Source organism: Luteimonas sp. Soil_C_5 (assembly GCF_057656615.1).
Window position 1 is genome coordinate 614,976 of sequence record NZ_JBDGKA010000001.1, and the last position, 16,645, is coordinate 631,620.

Consider the following 16,645-nt stretch of genomic DNA (forward strand, 5'->3'; position numbering starts at 1 on the left):
AAACGCTCGCGCATTGGAAGTCGTTCCCGGCGGAGCTGGGGCGGACACCGCCCCGAAACGCAGAAACCCCGCTTCCGGCGGGGTTCCTGTTTCGAGCGCACCGGGCAACCGGTGATGGCGGCCGGCGCAAGGCCGGCCGTGTCTCAGGCGGCGGTCTTCTCGCCCGCGTCCACGTACTCCGCAATCTGGTCGAAGTTCATGTAGCGGTAGATCTCGGTCGCCGAGGCGTCGAGCACGCCGACGTCGGCCATGTACTCGGCCTTGGTCGGAATGCGGCCGAGACGCGAGCAGATCGCCGCGAGTTCGGCCGACCCCAGATACACGTTCGAGTTGCGGCCCAGACGGTTGGGGAAGTTGCGCGTCGACGTGGAGAACACCGTCGCGCCTTCCTTCACCTGCGCCTGGTTGCCCATGCACAGCGAGCAGCCCGGCATTTCCATGCGCGCACCGGCGGCGCCGAAGGTGCCGTAATGGCCTTCCTTGGTCAGCTCGGCAGCGTCCATCTTCGTCGGCGGCGCGACCCACAGCTTGGTCGGGATGTCGCGCTTGCCTTCCAGCAGCTTGGACGCGGCGCGGAAGTGGCCGATGTTGGTCATGCACGAACCGATGAACACTTCGTCGATCACCGCACCCGACACGTCCGACAGCGTCTTGACGTCGTCCGGATCGTTCGGGCACGCGACGATCGGCTCGTGCACGTCGGCCAGGTCGATTTCGATGACCGCGGCGTACTCGGCATCGGCGTCGCCCTTGAGCAACTGCGGATCAGCGAGCCAGGCTTCCATCTTCTCGATGCGGCGCTGGATCGAACGCGCGTCGGCGTATCCCTCGCTGATCATCCACTTCAGCATGACGATGTTCGAGGTCATGTATTCGATGATCGGCGCCTTGTCGAGGTGCACGGTGCAACCCGCCGCTGACCGCTCGGCCGAGGCATCGGACAGTTCGAACGCCTGCTCCACCTTCAGATCCGGCAGGCCTTCGATCTCGAGGATGCGGCCGGAGAAGATGTTCTGCTTGCCGGCCTTGGCGACGGTCAGCAGACCGGCCTTGATCGCGTACAGCGGAATCGCGTTGACCAGATCGCGCAGGGTCACGCCGGGCTGCAGCTTGCCCTTGAAGCGGACCAGCACCGATTCCGGCATGTCGAGCGGCATGACGCCGGTCGCCGCTGCGAACGCGACCAGACCCGAGCCCGCCGGGAACGAGATGCCGATCGGGAAGCGCGTGTGCGAGTCGCCGCCGGTGCCGACGGTGTCGGGCAGCAGCATGCGGTTGAGCCAGCTGTGAATGATGCCGTCGCCCGGACGCAGCGAGATGCCACCGCGCGTGGAGATGAACTCCGGCAGCGTGTGATGCGTCTTGACGTCGACCGGCTTCGGGTAGGCCGCGGTGTGGCAGAACGACTGCATCACCAGATCGGCAGAGAAGCCGAGGCACGCGAGATCCTTGAGCTCGTCGCGGGTCATCGGACCGGTGGTGTCCTGCGAGCCCACGGACGTCATTTTCGGCTCGCAATAGGTGCCCGGACGCACGCCCTGGCCTTCCGGCAGACCGATCGCACGGCCGACCATCTTCTGCGCCAGCGAGAAGCCCTTGCCGGTGTTGGCCGGCTGCTGCGGCAGGCGGAACAGGTCCAGCGTCGGCAGGCCCAGCGACTCGCGCGCCTTGGCGGTCAGGCCGCGACCGACGATCAGCGGAATGCGGCCGCCGGCGCGCACTTCGTCGAACAGCACTTCGGACTTGACCTGGAATTCGGCGATGACGCTGCCGTTCTTGAGCGCCTTGCCGTCATACGGACGCAGTTCGATGACGTCGCCCTGCTCCATCTGCGACACGTCGAGTTCGATCGGCAGCGCGCCGGCGTCTTCCATCGTGTTGTAGAAGATCGGCGCGATCTTCGAACCCAGACACACGCCGCCGAAGCGCTTGTTCGGAATGAACGGAATGTCCTCGCCGGTCCACCACAGCACGCTGTTGGTGGCCGACTTGCGGCTCGAACCGGTGCCGACCACGTCACCGACGTAGGCGACCAGATGGCCCTTCTCCTTGAGATCGCGGATGGCCTGGATCGGGCCGCGCTTGCCGTCTTCTTCCGGCACGAACGGCGCGTCGTCGCGCCTGTTCTTCAGCATCGCCAGCGCGTGCATCGGGATGTCCGGACGCGTGGTCGCGTCGGGCGCCGGCGACAGGTCGTCGGTGTTGGTCTCGCCCGGCACCTTGAACACCGTCAGCGTCATCGAAGCAGGCACTTCCGGCTTGCTGGTGAACCACTCGGCGTCGGCCCAGCTCTGGATCACGGCCTTGGCATTGGCGTTGCCCGCCTTGGACTTCTCTTCGACGTCATGGAACGCGTCGAACACCAGCAGCGTGTGCTTGAGGCCTTCGGCGGCGATCGCGCCGACTTCGGCGTCGTCGAGCAGGTCGACCAGCGGCTGCACGTTGTAGCCGCCGAGCATCGTGCCCAGCAGTTCGGTGGCGCGCGCGCGGGTGATCAGCGCGCTGCGCTCGGTGCCGAACGCGATCGCGGCGAGATACGAGGCCTTGACCTTGGCGGCGTCGTCGACGCCGGCCGGTACGCGGTGGGTCAGCAGGTCGAGCAGGAATGCGTCCTCACCGGCCGGCGGATTCTTCAGCAGTTCGATGACGGCAGCGGTCTGCTGCGCATCGAGCGGCAGCGGCGGGATTCCCAGCGCTTCGCGCTCGGCAACGTGGTGGCGGTAGGCTTCCAACATGCGGGCAACTCCAGAGTCTTGTTCGTGTAGTACCGGGAAAACCGGTCTCAGGCCGACGGTACGATCAGCTTGAGACCCTTGAAATAGGTGCGGAAAAACGCGTCGTCGCGGGTAATCAGGCCATTGCACTGCAACAGCGCATGCGCCCCGACGAGGAAATCGCGCGACGGGCGACCGGCGATGTCGCCGCGCTGCCAGGAGCGTCGCTGCATCTCGCCGGCGCGCAACGCGGACTTCGCCTCGATCGCCGAGAACCGCACGCCCATGTCCTCGAGCACGGACATGGTGTCGGCGCCGTCATGCAGCGCACCGCAGATCTCGGCCAGTGCGACATCACAGACGACGACCGGGCCCGCGCTCAGGTACTGGCGCAGGCAGGCCTCGGCGGCGTCGGCCTGCGGGCCGTCGGCCAGCAGATCCACCAGCACGGGCGCGTCGACGGCGATCACCGGTCGGCGTCTCCGTCGGGACTGGCGCCGGCTTCAGCGTCAGCGACCGGCTGGCCACGCACGGCGCGCATTGCGGCGTCGGTGTCATCGAAACCTTCGAGCTTGAACCGGCCACGGGCGCGGGAGACGGCGTCGTCCACGCTCTTGCGCAGCACGATCCGGCTGCCTTCCAGCTCGACCTTGAGAATCGTGCCCTTGCTCAGGCCCAGCGCGTCGCGGACCGCCTTGGGCAGCGTGATCTGGCCGCGTTCGGCGACAGTGGCTTCCATGGCGGGCTCCGATTCGGTATGCGCCGATTATACATACCTGACTGCGCATACCCAAGTCGGCATGGCGGCGCGGGACGCCGTCCTGGCGGCTTTCCGGCGGTCAGCGAACGCCCCTGGCGCCAGATCCCTGCAGTGTTCCGGAAACGCAGACGCGCCATCCTTGACCACAATTCCGCCACGTGGATCCGCCTACACTGCTGCGATCGATGCACCGGCGATCCGATGCCGGCGTTGCACCGCATCGACCCCGTCCCCGCACGCCATGACCGCCCCCGGCGTCATCGCCAGCACACCGCGACAGGAGCACCCGCATGACCGATTCCTTCTCCACCCACGCCGAACTCGAGGTCGGCGGCCGCCGCCTGAAGTACGCCAGCCTGCCCGCGCTCGGCAACCGCTTCGACATCGCGCGCCTGCCCTACTCGCTGAAGATCCTGCTGGAGAACCTGCTCCGGCATGAGGACGGCGAAAGTGTCACGGCCCGGCATATCGAAGCGGTCGCGACCTGGAATCCCAAGAACGAGCCCGACACCGAAATCGCCTTCATGCCGGCGCGCGTGGTGCTGCAGGATTTCACCGGTGTGCCCTGCGTTGTCGACCTCGCCGCGATGCGTGACGCCGTGGTCCGCCTCGGCGGTCGCCCGGAGCAGATCAATCCGCTGATTCCGTCGGAACTGGTGATCGACCATTCGGTGCAGGTCGACGTGTTCGGCCGCCCGGATGCGCTGGATCTCAACGGCAAGATCGAATTCCAGCGCAACAAGGAACGCTACGGCTTCCTGCGCTGGGGCCAGAAGGCGTTCGACAACTTCAAGGTCGTCCCGCCCAACACCGGCATCGTCCACCAGGTGAACCTGGAGCATCTCGCCCGCGTGGTGATGACCGCCGAGCGCGAGGACGGCTCGACCTGGGCCTATCCGGACACGGTGTTCGGCACCGATTCGCACACCACGATGATCAACGGCATCGGCGTGCTCGGCTGGGGCGTCGGCGGTATCGAAGCCGAGGCTGCGATGCTCGGCCAGCCGTCGTCGATGCTGATTCCGCAGGTCGTCGGCTTCAAGCTGACGGGCCGACTGCCGGAAGGCGCGACCGCGACCGACCTCGTGCTGACCGTCACCGAGACGCTGCGCAAGCATGGCGTCGTCGGCAAGTTCGTCGAGTTCTTCGGCGAAGGCCTGCAGCATCTGCCGCTGGCCGACCGCGCGACGATCGGCAACATGGCGCCCGAGTACGGCGCGACCTGCGGCATCTTCCCGATCGACCAGGAATCGCTGAATTATCTGCGCCTGTCGGGCCGCAGCGAAGACCAGATCGCACTGGTCGAGGCGTATGCGAAGGCGCAGCAGCTGTGGCACGAACCCGGCGCGCCGGAAGCCGAATACAGCAGCGTGCTGGAACTCGACATGGCCGACGTGCGCCCGTCGCTGGCCGGTCCGAAGCGTCCGCAGGACCGCGTGCTGCTGGAAAAGGTGCAGCAGAATTTCCGCGACAATGTGGGCCCGCTGATCGCCAAGCGCAGCAAGGCCGGCAGCGACGATCCGCAGGTCGACCGCTTCGAGAAGGAAGGCGGCGGACAGCCGCAGGCGGAGCGCCTCGCCGCGCGTCCGGTGTCGAAGATCACGCTCGACGATGGCGAGCACGAACTGACCGACGGCTCGGTGGTCATCGCCGCGATCACGTCGTGCACCAACACCTCGAACCCGGCGGTGATGCTCGGCGCCGGCCTGCTCGCACGTAATGCGGCGGCCAAGGGCCTGAAGGCCGCGCCGTGGGTCAAGACCTCGCTCGGGCCGGGCTCGCTGGTGGTCACCGATTACCTCGAAAAAGCCGGCGTGCTCGACGATCTCGAGAAGCTCGGCTTCTACGTCGTCGGCTACGGCTGCACGACCTGCATCGGCAACTCCGGCCCGCTGCCGGACGCGGTGTCGAAGGGCATCGCCGAGAACGATCTGGCGGTGGCTGCCGTGCTGTCGGGCAACCGCAACTTCGAAGGCCGTATCCACGGCGAAGTGAAGATGAACTATCTCGCTTCGCCGCCGCTGGTCGTCGCCTACGCGATCGCCGGCACGGTCGACATCGACCTGACCCACGATGCGCTGGGCAAGGATGCGGACGGCAATCCCGTGTACCTGCGCGACATCTGGCCGACCAATCAGGAGATCGGCGATTTCATCGCCAAGACGATCGGGCCGGAGATGTTCGCCAAGAACTACGCCGACGTGTTCAAGGGCGACACCCGCTGGAACACGATCGAATCGCCCGATGGCGATCTCTACGAATGGGACGAAGCCTCGACCTACATCAAGAACCCGCCCTACTTCGACGGCATGACAATGGACGTCGGCAGCATCGACGACATCCACGGTGCACGCGTGATGGGCCTGTTCGGCGATTCGATCACCACCGACCACATTTCCCCCGCCGGCAACATCAAGGGCGATTCGCCGGCGGGCCGCTTCCTGCAGGACCGCGGCGTGAAGCCGGTGGACTTCAACAGCTACGGCTCGCGCCGCGGCAACGACGACGTCATGGTGCGCGGCACCTTCGCCAACATCCGCATCAAGAACCTGTTCTTCGGCGGCGAGGAAGGCGGCAATACGCTGTACTTCGGCAAGGGCGAGCCCGAGAAGCTGGCGATCTACGACGCGGCGCAAAAGTACAAGGCCGACGGCGTGCCGCTGGTGGTCTTCGCCGGCAAGGAATACGGCACCGGCTCCTCGCGCGACTGGGCGGCCAAGGGCACCAACCTGCTCGGCATCAAGGCCGTCATCGCCGAAAGCTTCGAGCGCATCCACCGCTCGAACCTTGTCGGCATGGGCGTGCTGCCGTGCCGCTTCCTCAACGACGACAACGCACAGAGCCTGGGCCTCGATGGATCGGAAACCATCGACATCAGCGGACTCGAGGACGGCAAGGCCCGCAACGCCAAGGTCACCGCCACGAAGACCGACGGCAGCACGAAGACCTTCGAGGTCGAAGTGCTGCTGCTGACGCCGAAGGAAGTGGAGTACTTCCGCCACGGCGGCCTGCTGCATTACGTGCTGCGTCAGTTGGCAGCGAAGCAGTAACGAACCGCGTCTTAGAAGAGCGGAACCCCGGCCCGGCGCAGCGCGCCGGGCGTTCGGGTCATCGCGCGGCAATGCCGCGCACGCGATGCCCCTCACCTACCACGGCGGCCTGCTGCATTACGTGCTGCGTCAGTTGGCAGCGAAGCAGTAACGAACCGCGCCTTAGAAGAGCGGAAGCCCGGCCCTGCGCGGCGCGCCGGGCGTTCGGGCCATCGCGCGGCAATGCCGCGCACGAGATGCCTTCACCAATTGCAGCGATTTTGTGCATGACCTGCTGCATCAGCCGACGCCGAAGGTGTCTCCAGAACGCGTCTTCGTAACGCTGGAGCCGAGTTCAGCGCGGCACGCCGATATCGGGCGTCATGGTCACGACGTGACCTGCGCCGGGAAGTGGACTGTCTGGCACGCGAACGCGGATCGCGCCGGCCGGCGCCTCAACCGCCGACCGGCGTCCACTGCAGCGACAGCAAAGTCCAGTCGTCGCCTCGTCGGCGCCATGCGCTTTCGATCCGGTAGGCACGTGCACTGTCGGGCAGCACGGCGCCCGAACTGCCGGTCAATGCCGCGGTCGCACGCACCGTGGCACGGTCGTCCCCCTGCATCTGCACGTCCAGCGGACCGAGGGTCAGGCCGATGCGGCGATGACGCATCAGCATCACCGTGGCCATCTGGCGCGCACCGCGCCGGTCCAGCCCGTCGGGACCGGCGAAGTCGTCGTCGAGCAGGTCCTGCAGACCGGACGCGTCCCGCGCTTCGATGTGCTGCTGCATCAGGGCAACCGTTTCGCGCAGCGCCTCTTCAGGCGGTGTGCGTGTGCAAGCGGCCAACAGTGCGATCACCAGAACGCAGGCCGCGCCGCGCACCACGGCGATTGCGTTCGCGCTGATGCCCGCCGCGATGCGGCGCCGTCCGGATGCGTTGTCGGTCTGTCCTGTCATCGATGCGCTTCCCCGTTTGCGATGCGCGATTATCCGCACTTCGCGCCGGCCCCGCCGCCTTGCCACACCCTGGAGCCTATGCTCCAATCGATTGGAATTGCACAGGTACGGCCACCGCATCGAGTGACGACCTTCAATCTCAGGGAGAGGACTGCATGACCGAACACCGCCCGTGGCTGGCGAACTACCCGGCTGGCGTACCTGCCGAGATCGATCCCGAGGAATACCGCTCGGTCCCCGCAGTCCTCGAAGAAGCGATCGCACAGTTCCGGGACCGCCCCGCGTTCTCCAACATGGGCCGGACGATCACCTACGCCGAGCTCGATGCGCGCAGCCGTGAATTCGCGGCCTATCTGCTCGGCGAACTGAAGCTCAAGAAGGGCGATCGCGTCGCGATCATGATGCCCAACTGTCTGCAGTATCCGATCGCGATCTTCGGCATCCTGCGCGCCGGACTGACGGTGGTGAACACCAATCCGATGTACACCGCGCGCGAGCTGCGGCACCAGCTGGTCGACTCCGGCACGGTGGCGATCCTCGTGCTCGACAATTTCGGCAAGACCGTCCAGGACGTGCTGGCCGACACCCAGATCAAGCAGGTCATCACCACCGGCCTCGGCGACCTGCTCGGTTTTCCGAAGGGCCCGATCGTCAATTTCGTAGTCAAGCACGTCAAGAAGATGGTGCCCGAGTACGCGATCCAGGGCGCGGTCCGCTTCCGCGACACCCTGTCGATCGGTGCGAAGCACGCGCTGCCTGACGTGTCGACGACGCTCGACGACATCGCGTTCCTGCAGTACACCGGCGGCACGACCGGTGTCGCCAAGGGCGCGATGCTGACCCACCGCAACATGGTGGCGAACATGCAGCAGGCCTCGGCCTGGGTGGGTACGAATGCGAAGCCGGGCGAAGAGCTGATCGTCACGGCGTTGCCGCTGTACCACATCTTCGCGTTGACGGCGAACGGCCTGGTCTTCATGAAGTTCGGCAGCCACAACCATCTGATCACCAACCCGCGCGACATGCCCGGCTTCGTCAAGGAGCTCAAGGGCATTCAGATGACGGCGATCACCGGCGTCAACACGCTGTTCAACGGTCTGCTCAATACGCCTGGCTTCGACCAGGTCGACTTCTCGAAGCTGCACCTCACGCTGGGCGGTGGCATGGCGGTGCAGCGCGCCGTTGCCGACCGCTGGAAGCAGGTCACCGGCACCACCCTGATCGAAGCCTACGGCCTGACCGAAACCTCGCCCGCGGCCTGCATCAATCCGATGACACTGGCCGAGTACAACGGCGCGATCGGTCTGCCGGTCCCGTCGACCGAAGCCTGCATCAAGGGCGAAGACGGCGCCGAGGTCCCCAAGGGCGAAGTCGGCGAACTCTGCATCCGCGGCCCGCAGGTGATGAAGGGCTACTGGCAGCGTCCCGAGGACACCGCCCAGGCGATCGATGCCGACGGCTGGTTCCATACCGGCGACATGGCGAAGATGGATGCCGACGGCTTCTTCTACATCGTCGATCGCAAGAAGGACATGATCCTGGTCTCGGGCTTCAACGTGTATCCCAACGAGATCGAGGACGTCATCGCGATGATGCCGGGCGTGCTCGAAGTCGCGGCGATCGGCGTGCCCGACGAACGCTCGGGCGAGGCCGTCAAGGTCGTCATCGTGCGCAAGGATCCGTCGCTGACCGCCGACCAGGTCAAGGCGCATGCGCGCGAACATCTCACCGGCTACAAGCACCCGCGCGTGGTCGAGTTCCGCACCGAGTTGCCGAAAACCAACGTCGGCAAGATCCTGCGCCGCGAACTCCGGGATGAAGCGCCTAAAGCGTGACGCAGGTCCCAGATTGACGTGACGGGCTTGGCATTCAGGTCCAAGCCCGTGGAAGTCCTTGCCCCGATCGCCCGATGAGCGCATAGAAGCGCTCATCGGGCGTATCTGCATTCATCGGGACCCCGTCGGGTGCCCGGCCGACGGGGTCCCTTGCTACAGGGGATTTCCAATGAACAACGTCGAACCGCTGCTCCGTGCCCGTCCGTATCCGACCATGCGTGTCGAATCGGATCCCGCCAATCTGGTCCACCGCATGTACATGCACCGCCATCTGGCGCAGGGCGAACGTCCCTGTTTCCGGCCGGCGCTGATGGACGACATGTGGAGCTTCCTCAACGCGATCACGCTCCGGGAACAGCAGCGCGAGCCGGGACGGCTCCGGCATGTGGTCATTGCCTCGGACGCCGATGCGTTCAACCTTGGCGGCGACCTCGCCCTGTTCGCCCAGCTCATCCGCAGCGGCGATCGCGCCCACCTGCTGGCCTATGCGCGCAAGTGCATCGACGGCGTGCATCACATCCACACCGGCCTCGGCGGCGACGTGCGCATGATCGCGCTGCTGCAGGGCGACGCGCTGGGTGGCGGCTTCGAACTCGCCCTCGCCTGCCAGACCATCGTCGCCGAGGAAGGCGTGCAGATGGGCCTGCCCGAGGTGCTGTTCGGCCTGTTCCCGGGCATGGGTGCGTACTCGTTCCTGAGCAAGCGGCTGCCGGCGCAGCTGGCCGAGCGCATCATTCTCGAAGGCAACCTCTTCAGCAGCGAAGAGATGCACGCCATGGGCGTCGTCGACATCCTCGTGCCCAAGGGCCAGGGCGAGGCGGCAGTCGAGGATCTGATCCGCCGGCAGCAGCGCGCACCGCACGCGCACATCGCGTTGAACGCGGTCCGCGGCATCGCCCAGCCGGTCGGCTACGACGAGCTGATGGGCATCACCGAAGTGTGGGTCGATACCGCACTGGGACTGGGCGATCGTTCGCTGCGGACGATGGACCGCATCGTGAAAGCGCAATCGCGTCGCAGCTACGGCCCCGGCCAGGGCGCCGCGGCGCTCTGACGCCAGGGCGTTTCAGGGCTCCTGGCCCACATCACGCGCGGACACGGGCTGTCCGCGCGTGCGCAATGCGGCGCGGCCGGCTTCGAACTGCAACTGCAGCGTTTCCAGCCGCTGACGCCAGTCGCGGCGCAGTTGCCACTCCGCCACCCGCATGACATCACCACTCGTCGCCGCCAGCTGGATCATGCCCATGTTGCTGGCGACGCCCTTGAGCGCATGCGCGTGGTCGCGCATCTGGCTCCAGTTTTCCTCTGCCCCCGCCTGCCCGATTCCGCGCAGGCAGCTGCGCGCATCGTCCTGGCACTGCACGACGAAACTCGCGACGAAGGTCTCGCCCAGTCCCAGCGACGCCAGTTCGTCCAGCACTTCGGGATCCAGCACGTCGTCACCGATCGGCTCCATCACCGGCGAGGGCGCGAGTTCGGCGACCGGACGCACCCCGGGCAAGGCGATGTCGGCCAGCAGGTCCAGCAGCTTGACCGCCACGACGGGTTTGGCCAGAAACGCATGTGCGCCCGCCTCGCGGCAGCTCGCGATGGATTCCGGGGTCACGTCGGCGCTGAGCACGATCACCGGCGTGCGCGCTCCGCCCGCCTGCATCGCACGGATCTGACGCAGCATGTCCAGCCCGCTCATGCCTGGCATGTGCAGGTCGACGACGATCGCGTCGTGATCTTCAGCCGCGATGATGTCCAGCACCTCTTCGCCGCCGTTGACGCTGGTCACGCTGTGACCGGCCTTCTGCAACAAGCGCTCGAGCACCATCCGGTTGGCCGCATGGTCGTCGGCGATCAGCACCCGCATGCTGCGCACGCGGACGCGGTGGCGCAGGAAGGGATCGCTGAAGGCGATGACGTTGGCCTGGGTGACATTGGCGCGCGCGGACACCGCGCCGATGTCGGCATCGGCCAGCGCGACGGGCGTGGCGGCATCCGCCAGCGCGAACGGCAGTTCGACCCAGAACCGGCTGCCCGCGTTCTCGGTACTTTCGAAGCCGATCGTGCCGCCCATCGCCTCGGTCAGTCGCTTGGCGATGCTCGTGCCGAGGCCGGTGCCGCCGAAACCGCGTGACAGGGTCGTGTCCACCTGTTCGAAGGCCTCGAACAGCCGTGCCCGTGCCGATTCCGGAATGCCGATGCCGGTATCACTGACGGTGAAGGTCAGACGCAGCCCGGTCGACGTCTCCACGGCGCGGCGCACATCGAACCGCACCGAGCCCTGGTGGGTGAACTTGACCGCGTTGCCGACCAGGTTGGTCAGCACCTGGCGCAGGTGCGCCGGATCGCCCAGCAGCAGATCCGGCACGTCGTCGGCAACCTGCGACACGTACTCGAGCCGCTTGGCGCGGGCGCCCGGCTGCAGGACGAGATCGATTCCGGTGACGACCTCGCGCAGCGAGAACGGATGTTCGGCGACCTTGAGCTTGCCCGCCTCGATCGCCGAGATGTCGAGCACGTCCTCGACCAGCGCCAGCAGGCTGCCGGTCGAAGCGCGGATCGTGGCGAGATATTCGCGCTGCTCGGGATCGAGCCGGGTCGTCGCCATCAGCTCGGTCATGCCCGCCAGGCCGTTGAGCGGCGTGCGGAACTCGTGGCTCATGTTCGCCAGAAAGCGGCTCTTGGCCTCACTGGCGCGCATTGCCTCGGTCGTCGCGCGGGTCAGGTCGCGCAGCAGGCCGGACAGGTACAGCGGAATGGCGACCAGCCCGATCAGCAGGCCGATGCCGAGACTCAGGTTCGCCTGCCAGTACGGCGTCGAGGCCAGCACGCCGCCGAAGCTCAGCGCGGCCATGGTCATCGCCGCATACAGATAGCGCGTGCCGAAACGCAGACCGTTGCCCACGGTGACCCAGAGGATCAGCACATAGACCCAGCCGATCGGGCCGCCCATGACGGTCATGGCCGCGCCCATCAGACCGTAGTCGGCCAGCATGCCGATGACCCGGCGCGGATGCGACGTGCCCGGCTGCGCGAGGATCCAGGCGAACAGCGCGGCGCCGATCGAGAAACCGGCGATGACCATCGCCATGACCGCTTCGTAGGCCGGCGGGCGTGCGCCGCTGCGGTCCGTCCACAGCAGGAACAGCAGCACCACGAAGAGAAGCGCGAGGCGGATGAGCGCCTGCCCGTGTTCGCTGTCCGTCCGTCCCGACAGCCGCCCTTTCATCCATGACAGCGCAGCGTTCATCCCATCGTGCTCACTGCAGGACGCCCGGGGGACGCCCGCCGAACCGGGCGCAGATCTCGTGCAGGCGGTCCACGTTCGACAGCATCGCCTCGACGCAGCGCGGGTCGAAGTGCAGCCCGCTGTTCTCGCCGATATAGGCCAGCGCTTCCTCGATCGACCAGGCCCGCTTGTACGGACGCTGCGACATCAGCGCGTCGAATACGTCGGCGATCGCGACGATGCGCGCCTCCAACGGTATCTGGTCGCCCACCAGCCCGTCGGGATACCCGCTGCCGTCGTAACGCTCCTGGTGGCGCAGCGCGATCAGCGCGCTGAGCTGGATGAAGCGGTTCTGGCTGTTGCTCAGCAGGTCGTAGCCGATCTGCGGATGCTGGCGCATCACCGCGGTTTCCTCGGCCGTCAGCGGACCGGGCTTCATCAGGATGGCGTCCGGAATCGCGATCTTGCCGATGTCGTGCAGCGGCGCGGCGAGTTCGATCATCCGCACCTCGTCCTCGAACAGCCCCATCGCGTCGGCCACCATGCCGGCGACCGCGGCCACGCGTTCGAGATTCGCGCTGGTGCTGGCATCGCGATAGGCGATCGCGCGCGCCAGCCGGGTCAGCGTCTCGCGTTCGCGTTCCTCGACCTCGTGCATGCTGCGGAGCAGGCGCTGCTCCAGCGACAGCGCACGCTGCTTGACCGATTCGGACTGCTGACGCAGCTGCAGCAGGTTGCGGCACCGCGCCCGCAGCTCGCGCGGACGCACCGGCTTGACCAGGAAATCGATGACGCCGACATCCAGCGCCGCCTGGCGGATCGGCTCGTCGCCGACCACGGTGACCAGCACGATCGGCACGTCGCGATGCAGCAGCGGACGGCGGAAACGACGCGCGAACTCCAGGCCGTCGACGACCGGCATGCGGTAGTCCAGCAGCAGCAGATCCGGGCGGTTGTCGTCGCACCAGCGCAGCGCGACTTCGGGATCATCGAAATCGAACACTTCCAGCTCGGGACTGATGTCCTCGAGAATGTGCCGCAGCATGGTCCGCGCGGACGTCTGGTCGTCAACGATGACGATATTCATCCCCTGGCTCCTCTCCACCCCTGTCAGACCGCATCATCGCGGCCCATCCCGACTGGAAGCAAGTGCTGCGCCAGACGGGTGTGGCGGTGGTCACGTTCCAGTACGAACGCGGCGCGCGCAGCGGAACGGCCACGCGCGGCGGAGGCGATCGGCGCGTCCGGACAGGCCCGGCCGATCGCCGCCCTCAGGCCTCGTGCTGCGGGCGCATGTACGGGAACAGCAGCACATCGCGGATCGACGAGGAGCCGGTCAGCAGCATGACAAGACGGTCGATGCCGATGCCCAGGCCACCAGTCGGCGGCAGGCCGACTTCGAGCGCGCGGATGTAGTCGGCGTCGTAGTGCATCGCCTCGTCGTCGCCGCCCTCGCGGGCATCGACCTGGGCGCGGAAACGCGCCGCCTGGTCTTCGGGATCGTTGAGCTCGGAGAAGCCGTTGGCGATTTCCTTGCCGCCGATGAAGAGTTCGAAGCGGTCGGTGATGCCGGCTTCGCTGTCGGACTCGCGCGCCAGCGGCGAGACCTCGACCGGGTAATGGGTGATGAAGGTCGGCTGGATCAGCCCGGTCTCGACGGTCTTCTCGAAGATCTCCAGCAGCAGCTTGCCCCAGCCGTAGCCGGCCTTCACGTGCACGCCCAGACGCGCGCAATGCGCGGCCAGCGCTTCGCGGTCACGGCAGTCGGCGACAGAAATCTCGGGGTTGAGTTCGCGCACAGCTTCTTCCAGCTTCCAGCGACGGAAGGCCGGACCGACATCGATCGCGTTGCCGTCCCATTCCAGCGCCGTGGTGCCGACCGCCTGCACCGCGACATCGCGGATCAGAGTCTCGGTCAGGTCCATGACTTCTTCGTAGGCCACGTAGGCCTCGTAGAGTTCGAGCATCGTGAACTCGGGGTTGTGCCGGGTGGACACGCCCTCGTTGCGGAAATTGCGGTTGATCTCGTAGACGCGCTCGAAGCCGCCGACGACCAGACGCTTGAGGTAGAGCTCGGGCGCGACGCGCAGGAACAGGTCGAGATCCAGCGCGTTGTGGTGCGTGGTGAACGGCTTGGCCGCGGCGCCGCCGGCGATGTAATGCATCATCGGCGTCTCGACTTCGAGGAAGTCGCGGGTATCGAGCCACTGCCGGATCGCGCCGACGATGCGCGAACGCTTGACGAACACCGCGCGCGCGTCGGGCGAGACGATCAGATCGACGTAGCGCTGGCGATACCGCTGCTCCACGTCGCTCAGGCCATGCCACTTGTCCGGCAGCGGCCGCAGCGACTTGGTCAGCAGGCGCAGCGACGATGCCTTGACCGACAGCTCGCCGGTCTTGGTGCGCATCAGCGTGCCCTCGGCCGCGACGATGTCGCCGACGTCCCAGCCCTTGAACGCGTCGTAGCGCTCGCCGAGCGTCGCCGACTGCAGGAACAGCTGGATACGGCCGCTGACGTCCTGGACCGTCGCGAACGCCGCCTTGCCCATGATCCGCTTGGCCATCAGACGGCCGGCGACGGCGACCTGCACGCCCTCGGCCTCCAGCGCTTCGCCGCTCCAGCGCTCGGCGTCGCCGTGCGAGCTCTGCAGCGCGCCGGCCTCGTCGCGGCGACGGAAGTCGTTCGGGAACGCCACGCCCTGCCCGCGCAATGCGGCCAGTTTGGCGCGACGCTCGGCGATCAGGGCGTTCTCGTCGGCGGGCGTCTGCGGTGCGGGGGCGTCGGTCATGGCTGCGGTTCGTTCGTATGCGAAGGGGAATCACGCGCGACCGGAGCGGCCGGTCGCGCTGGGCCGACACAATGCGCCGGCGGATGGATCGATCAGACGGCGTCGGTGCGTTTGGAACCGGCCGCCAGACCCGACTTCAGGCTGGCTTCGACGAATTCGTCGAGGTCGCCGTCGAGCACCTTCTGCGTGTCGCTGCGCTCCACGCCCGTGCGCAGATCCTTGATGCGGCTCTGGTCGAGCACGTAGTTGCGGATCTGGCTGCCCCAGCCGATGTCGGATTTGGTGGCTTCCAGCGCGTCCTTCTCGACGTTGCGCTTCTGCACTTCCAGTTCGTAGAGCTTGGCGGCCAGCATCTTCATCGCGGTGTCGCGGTTCTGGTGCTGGCTGCGGCCGGTCTGGCAGGCGACGACGGTATTGGTCGGGATGTGCGTGATGCGCACCGCCGATTCGGTCTTGTTGACGTGCTGGCCACCGGCGCCGGATGCGCGGTACACGTCGGTGCGCAGGTCGGCCGGATTGATGTCGATCTCGATGTTGTCGTCGACTTCCGGGGACACGAACACCGAGGTGAAGCTGGTGTGGCGACGGTTGTCGGAATCGAACGGCGACTTGCGCACCAGCCGGTGCACGCCGATCTCGGTCTTCAGCCAGCCGTAGGCGAACTCGCCCTCGACGCGCACGGTTGCCGACTTGATGCCCGCGACTTCGCCGCCGGAGACTTCCATCAGCTCGGTCTTCCAGCCGCGGGTCTCGGCCCAGCGCAGATACATGCGCAGCATCATCTCGGCCCAGTCCTGGGCCTCGGTGCCGCCGGCGCCGGCCTGGATGTCGACGAAGCAGTTCGCGGAATCGAGCTCGCCGGAGAACATGCGCTGGAATTCCAGCTTGTCGACCTCGACGGCGAAACCTTCGACATCGTCGACGACCGCCTGCGCGGTGTCCTCGTCCTGTTCGGATTCGGCCAGTTCCAGCAGCTCGTTCGCGCCTTCCAGACCTTCGGTCAGATTGCGGATGCCGTTGACGGTCTTGTCGAGCGTCGAGCGCTCGCGTCCCAGCGCCTGTGCGCGCTCGGGATCGTTCCAGATGGTCGGGTCTTCGAGCTCGCGCTCGACTTCCTCTAGACGCTCGCGACGGGCGTCGTAGTCAAAGAAACCCCCTAAGCGCATCCAGCCGACCGCGGAGGTCGACGATGCGCTGGCGAACGGGATTGAGTTCAAGCATGGACATCGGATCCGGCGGAAAACCGGGGATTCTACCAGCCCACCCGGCCCCGGTCGCTGGCATCGGGCATCGCGGATAGACTGCGCCGTCGCCGTTGGGGGCGCTGGCGGGGAAT

12 protein-coding genes are annotated in these 16,645 nt (G+C 66.7%); 3 read left to right on the forward strand and 9 right to left on the reverse strand.

Translation table 11 applies throughout. The features are described from left to right. Positions 1–143: 143 nt before the first annotated feature. From acnB to AC3A5K_RS03060, 3 genes are read right to left on the reverse strand one after another with little or no spacing between them, the layout of a single operon-like run. Entirely contained in the window at positions 144–2,735 is a 2,592-nt protein-coding gene (acnB, locus tag AC3A5K_RS03050) for a bifunctional aconitate hydratase 2/2-methylisocitrate dehydratase (protein WP_487616023.1), read from the reverse strand. Between the two features lie 47 nt (positions 2,736–2,782). Further along, positions 2,783–3,184, reverse strand: coding sequence for a type II toxin-antitoxin system VapC family toxin (locus AC3A5K_RS03055; RefSeq protein ID WP_332077238.1), 402 nt, complete (start codon positions 3,182–3,184; stop codon positions 2,783–2,785). Continuing rightward, positions 3,181–3,453, reverse strand: coding sequence for an AbrB/MazE/SpoVT family DNA-binding domain-containing protein (locus AC3A5K_RS03060; RefSeq protein WP_487616024.1), 273 nt, complete (start codon positions 3,451–3,453; stop codon positions 3,181–3,183). Before AC3A5K_RS03060 ends, AC3A5K_RS03055 begins: the two co-directional genes overlap by 4 nt. 311 nt (positions 3,454–3,764) lie before the next feature. Between AC3A5K_RS03060 and acnA the strand changes: the two genes are divergently transcribed. Then, on the forward strand, positions 3,765–6,524 hold the full coding sequence (acnA, locus tag AC3A5K_RS03065) for an aconitate hydratase AcnA (RefSeq protein ID WP_487616025.1): 2,760 nt from the start codon (positions 3,765–3,767) through the stop codon (positions 6,522–6,524). Positions 6,525–6,582: 58 nt separating this feature from the next. On the opposite strand, the gene AC3A5K_RS03070 is transcribed toward acnA, so the two are convergent. Then, positions 6,583–6,804, reverse strand: coding sequence for a hypothetical protein (locus AC3A5K_RS03070; protein ID WP_487616026.1), 222 nt, complete (start codon positions 6,802–6,804; stop codon positions 6,583–6,585). Between the two features lie 154 nt (positions 6,805–6,958). Further along, positions 6,959–7,582 carry a nuclear transport factor 2 family protein gene (locus AC3A5K_RS03075; protein WP_487616027.1) on the reverse strand — a complete coding sequence of 208 codons (624 nt, stop codon included), beginning with the start codon at positions 7,580–7,582 and terminating at the stop codon, positions 6,959–6,961. 35 nt (positions 7,583–7,617) lie between these two features. Between AC3A5K_RS03075 and AC3A5K_RS03080 the strand changes: the two genes are divergently transcribed. Beyond that, positions 7,618–9,297, forward strand: a complete 1,680-nt coding sequence (locus AC3A5K_RS03080; RefSeq protein WP_487616028.1) for a long-chain fatty acid--CoA ligase — start codon at positions 7,618–7,620, stop codon at positions 9,295–9,297. Positions 9,298–9,466: 169 nt separating this feature from the next. Continuing rightward, positions 9,467–10,351: a crotonase/enoyl-CoA hydratase family protein gene (locus AC3A5K_RS03085; RefSeq protein ID WP_487616029.1), complete on the forward strand. Its 885-nt coding sequence runs from the start codon at positions 9,467–9,469 to the stop codon at positions 10,349–10,351. A 12-nt stretch (positions 10,352–10,363) separates the two neighbouring features. Here AC3A5K_RS03085 and AC3A5K_RS03090 read toward each other — a convergent pair whose 3' ends face one another. The 4 genes from AC3A5K_RS03090 to prfB form a co-directional block, all read right to left on the reverse strand. Further along, positions 10,364–12,538 (reverse strand): ATP-binding protein, encoded by a 2,175-nt coding sequence (locus AC3A5K_RS03090; RefSeq protein ID WP_487616030.1) that lies wholly within the window; start codon positions 12,536–12,538, stop codon positions 10,364–10,366. Between the two features lie 10 nt (positions 12,539–12,548). After that, positions 12,549–13,604 (reverse strand): HD domain-containing phosphohydrolase, encoded by a 1,056-nt coding sequence (locus AC3A5K_RS03095; protein WP_487616031.1) that lies wholly within the window; start codon positions 13,602–13,604, stop codon positions 12,549–12,551. Positions 13,605–13,788: 184 nt separating this feature from the next. After that, a complete protein-coding gene (lysS, locus tag AC3A5K_RS03100) occupies positions 13,789–15,309 on the reverse strand; it encodes a lysine--tRNA ligase (protein ID WP_487616032.1) in 1,521 nt (506 codons plus the stop codon). A 92-nt stretch (positions 15,310–15,401) separates the two neighbouring features. Continuing rightward, positions 15,402–16,530, reverse strand: a protein-coding gene (prfB, locus tag AC3A5K_RS03105; RefSeq protein WP_487616033.1) for a peptide chain release factor 2 whose coding sequence is annotated in 2 segments (ribosomal slippage) — positions 15,402–16,454 and positions 16,456–16,530 — 1,128 coding nt in all. Because the reading frame shifts where the segments join, the coding sequence is not laid out codon by codon here. Positions 16,531–16,645 lie beyond the last annotated feature (115 nt).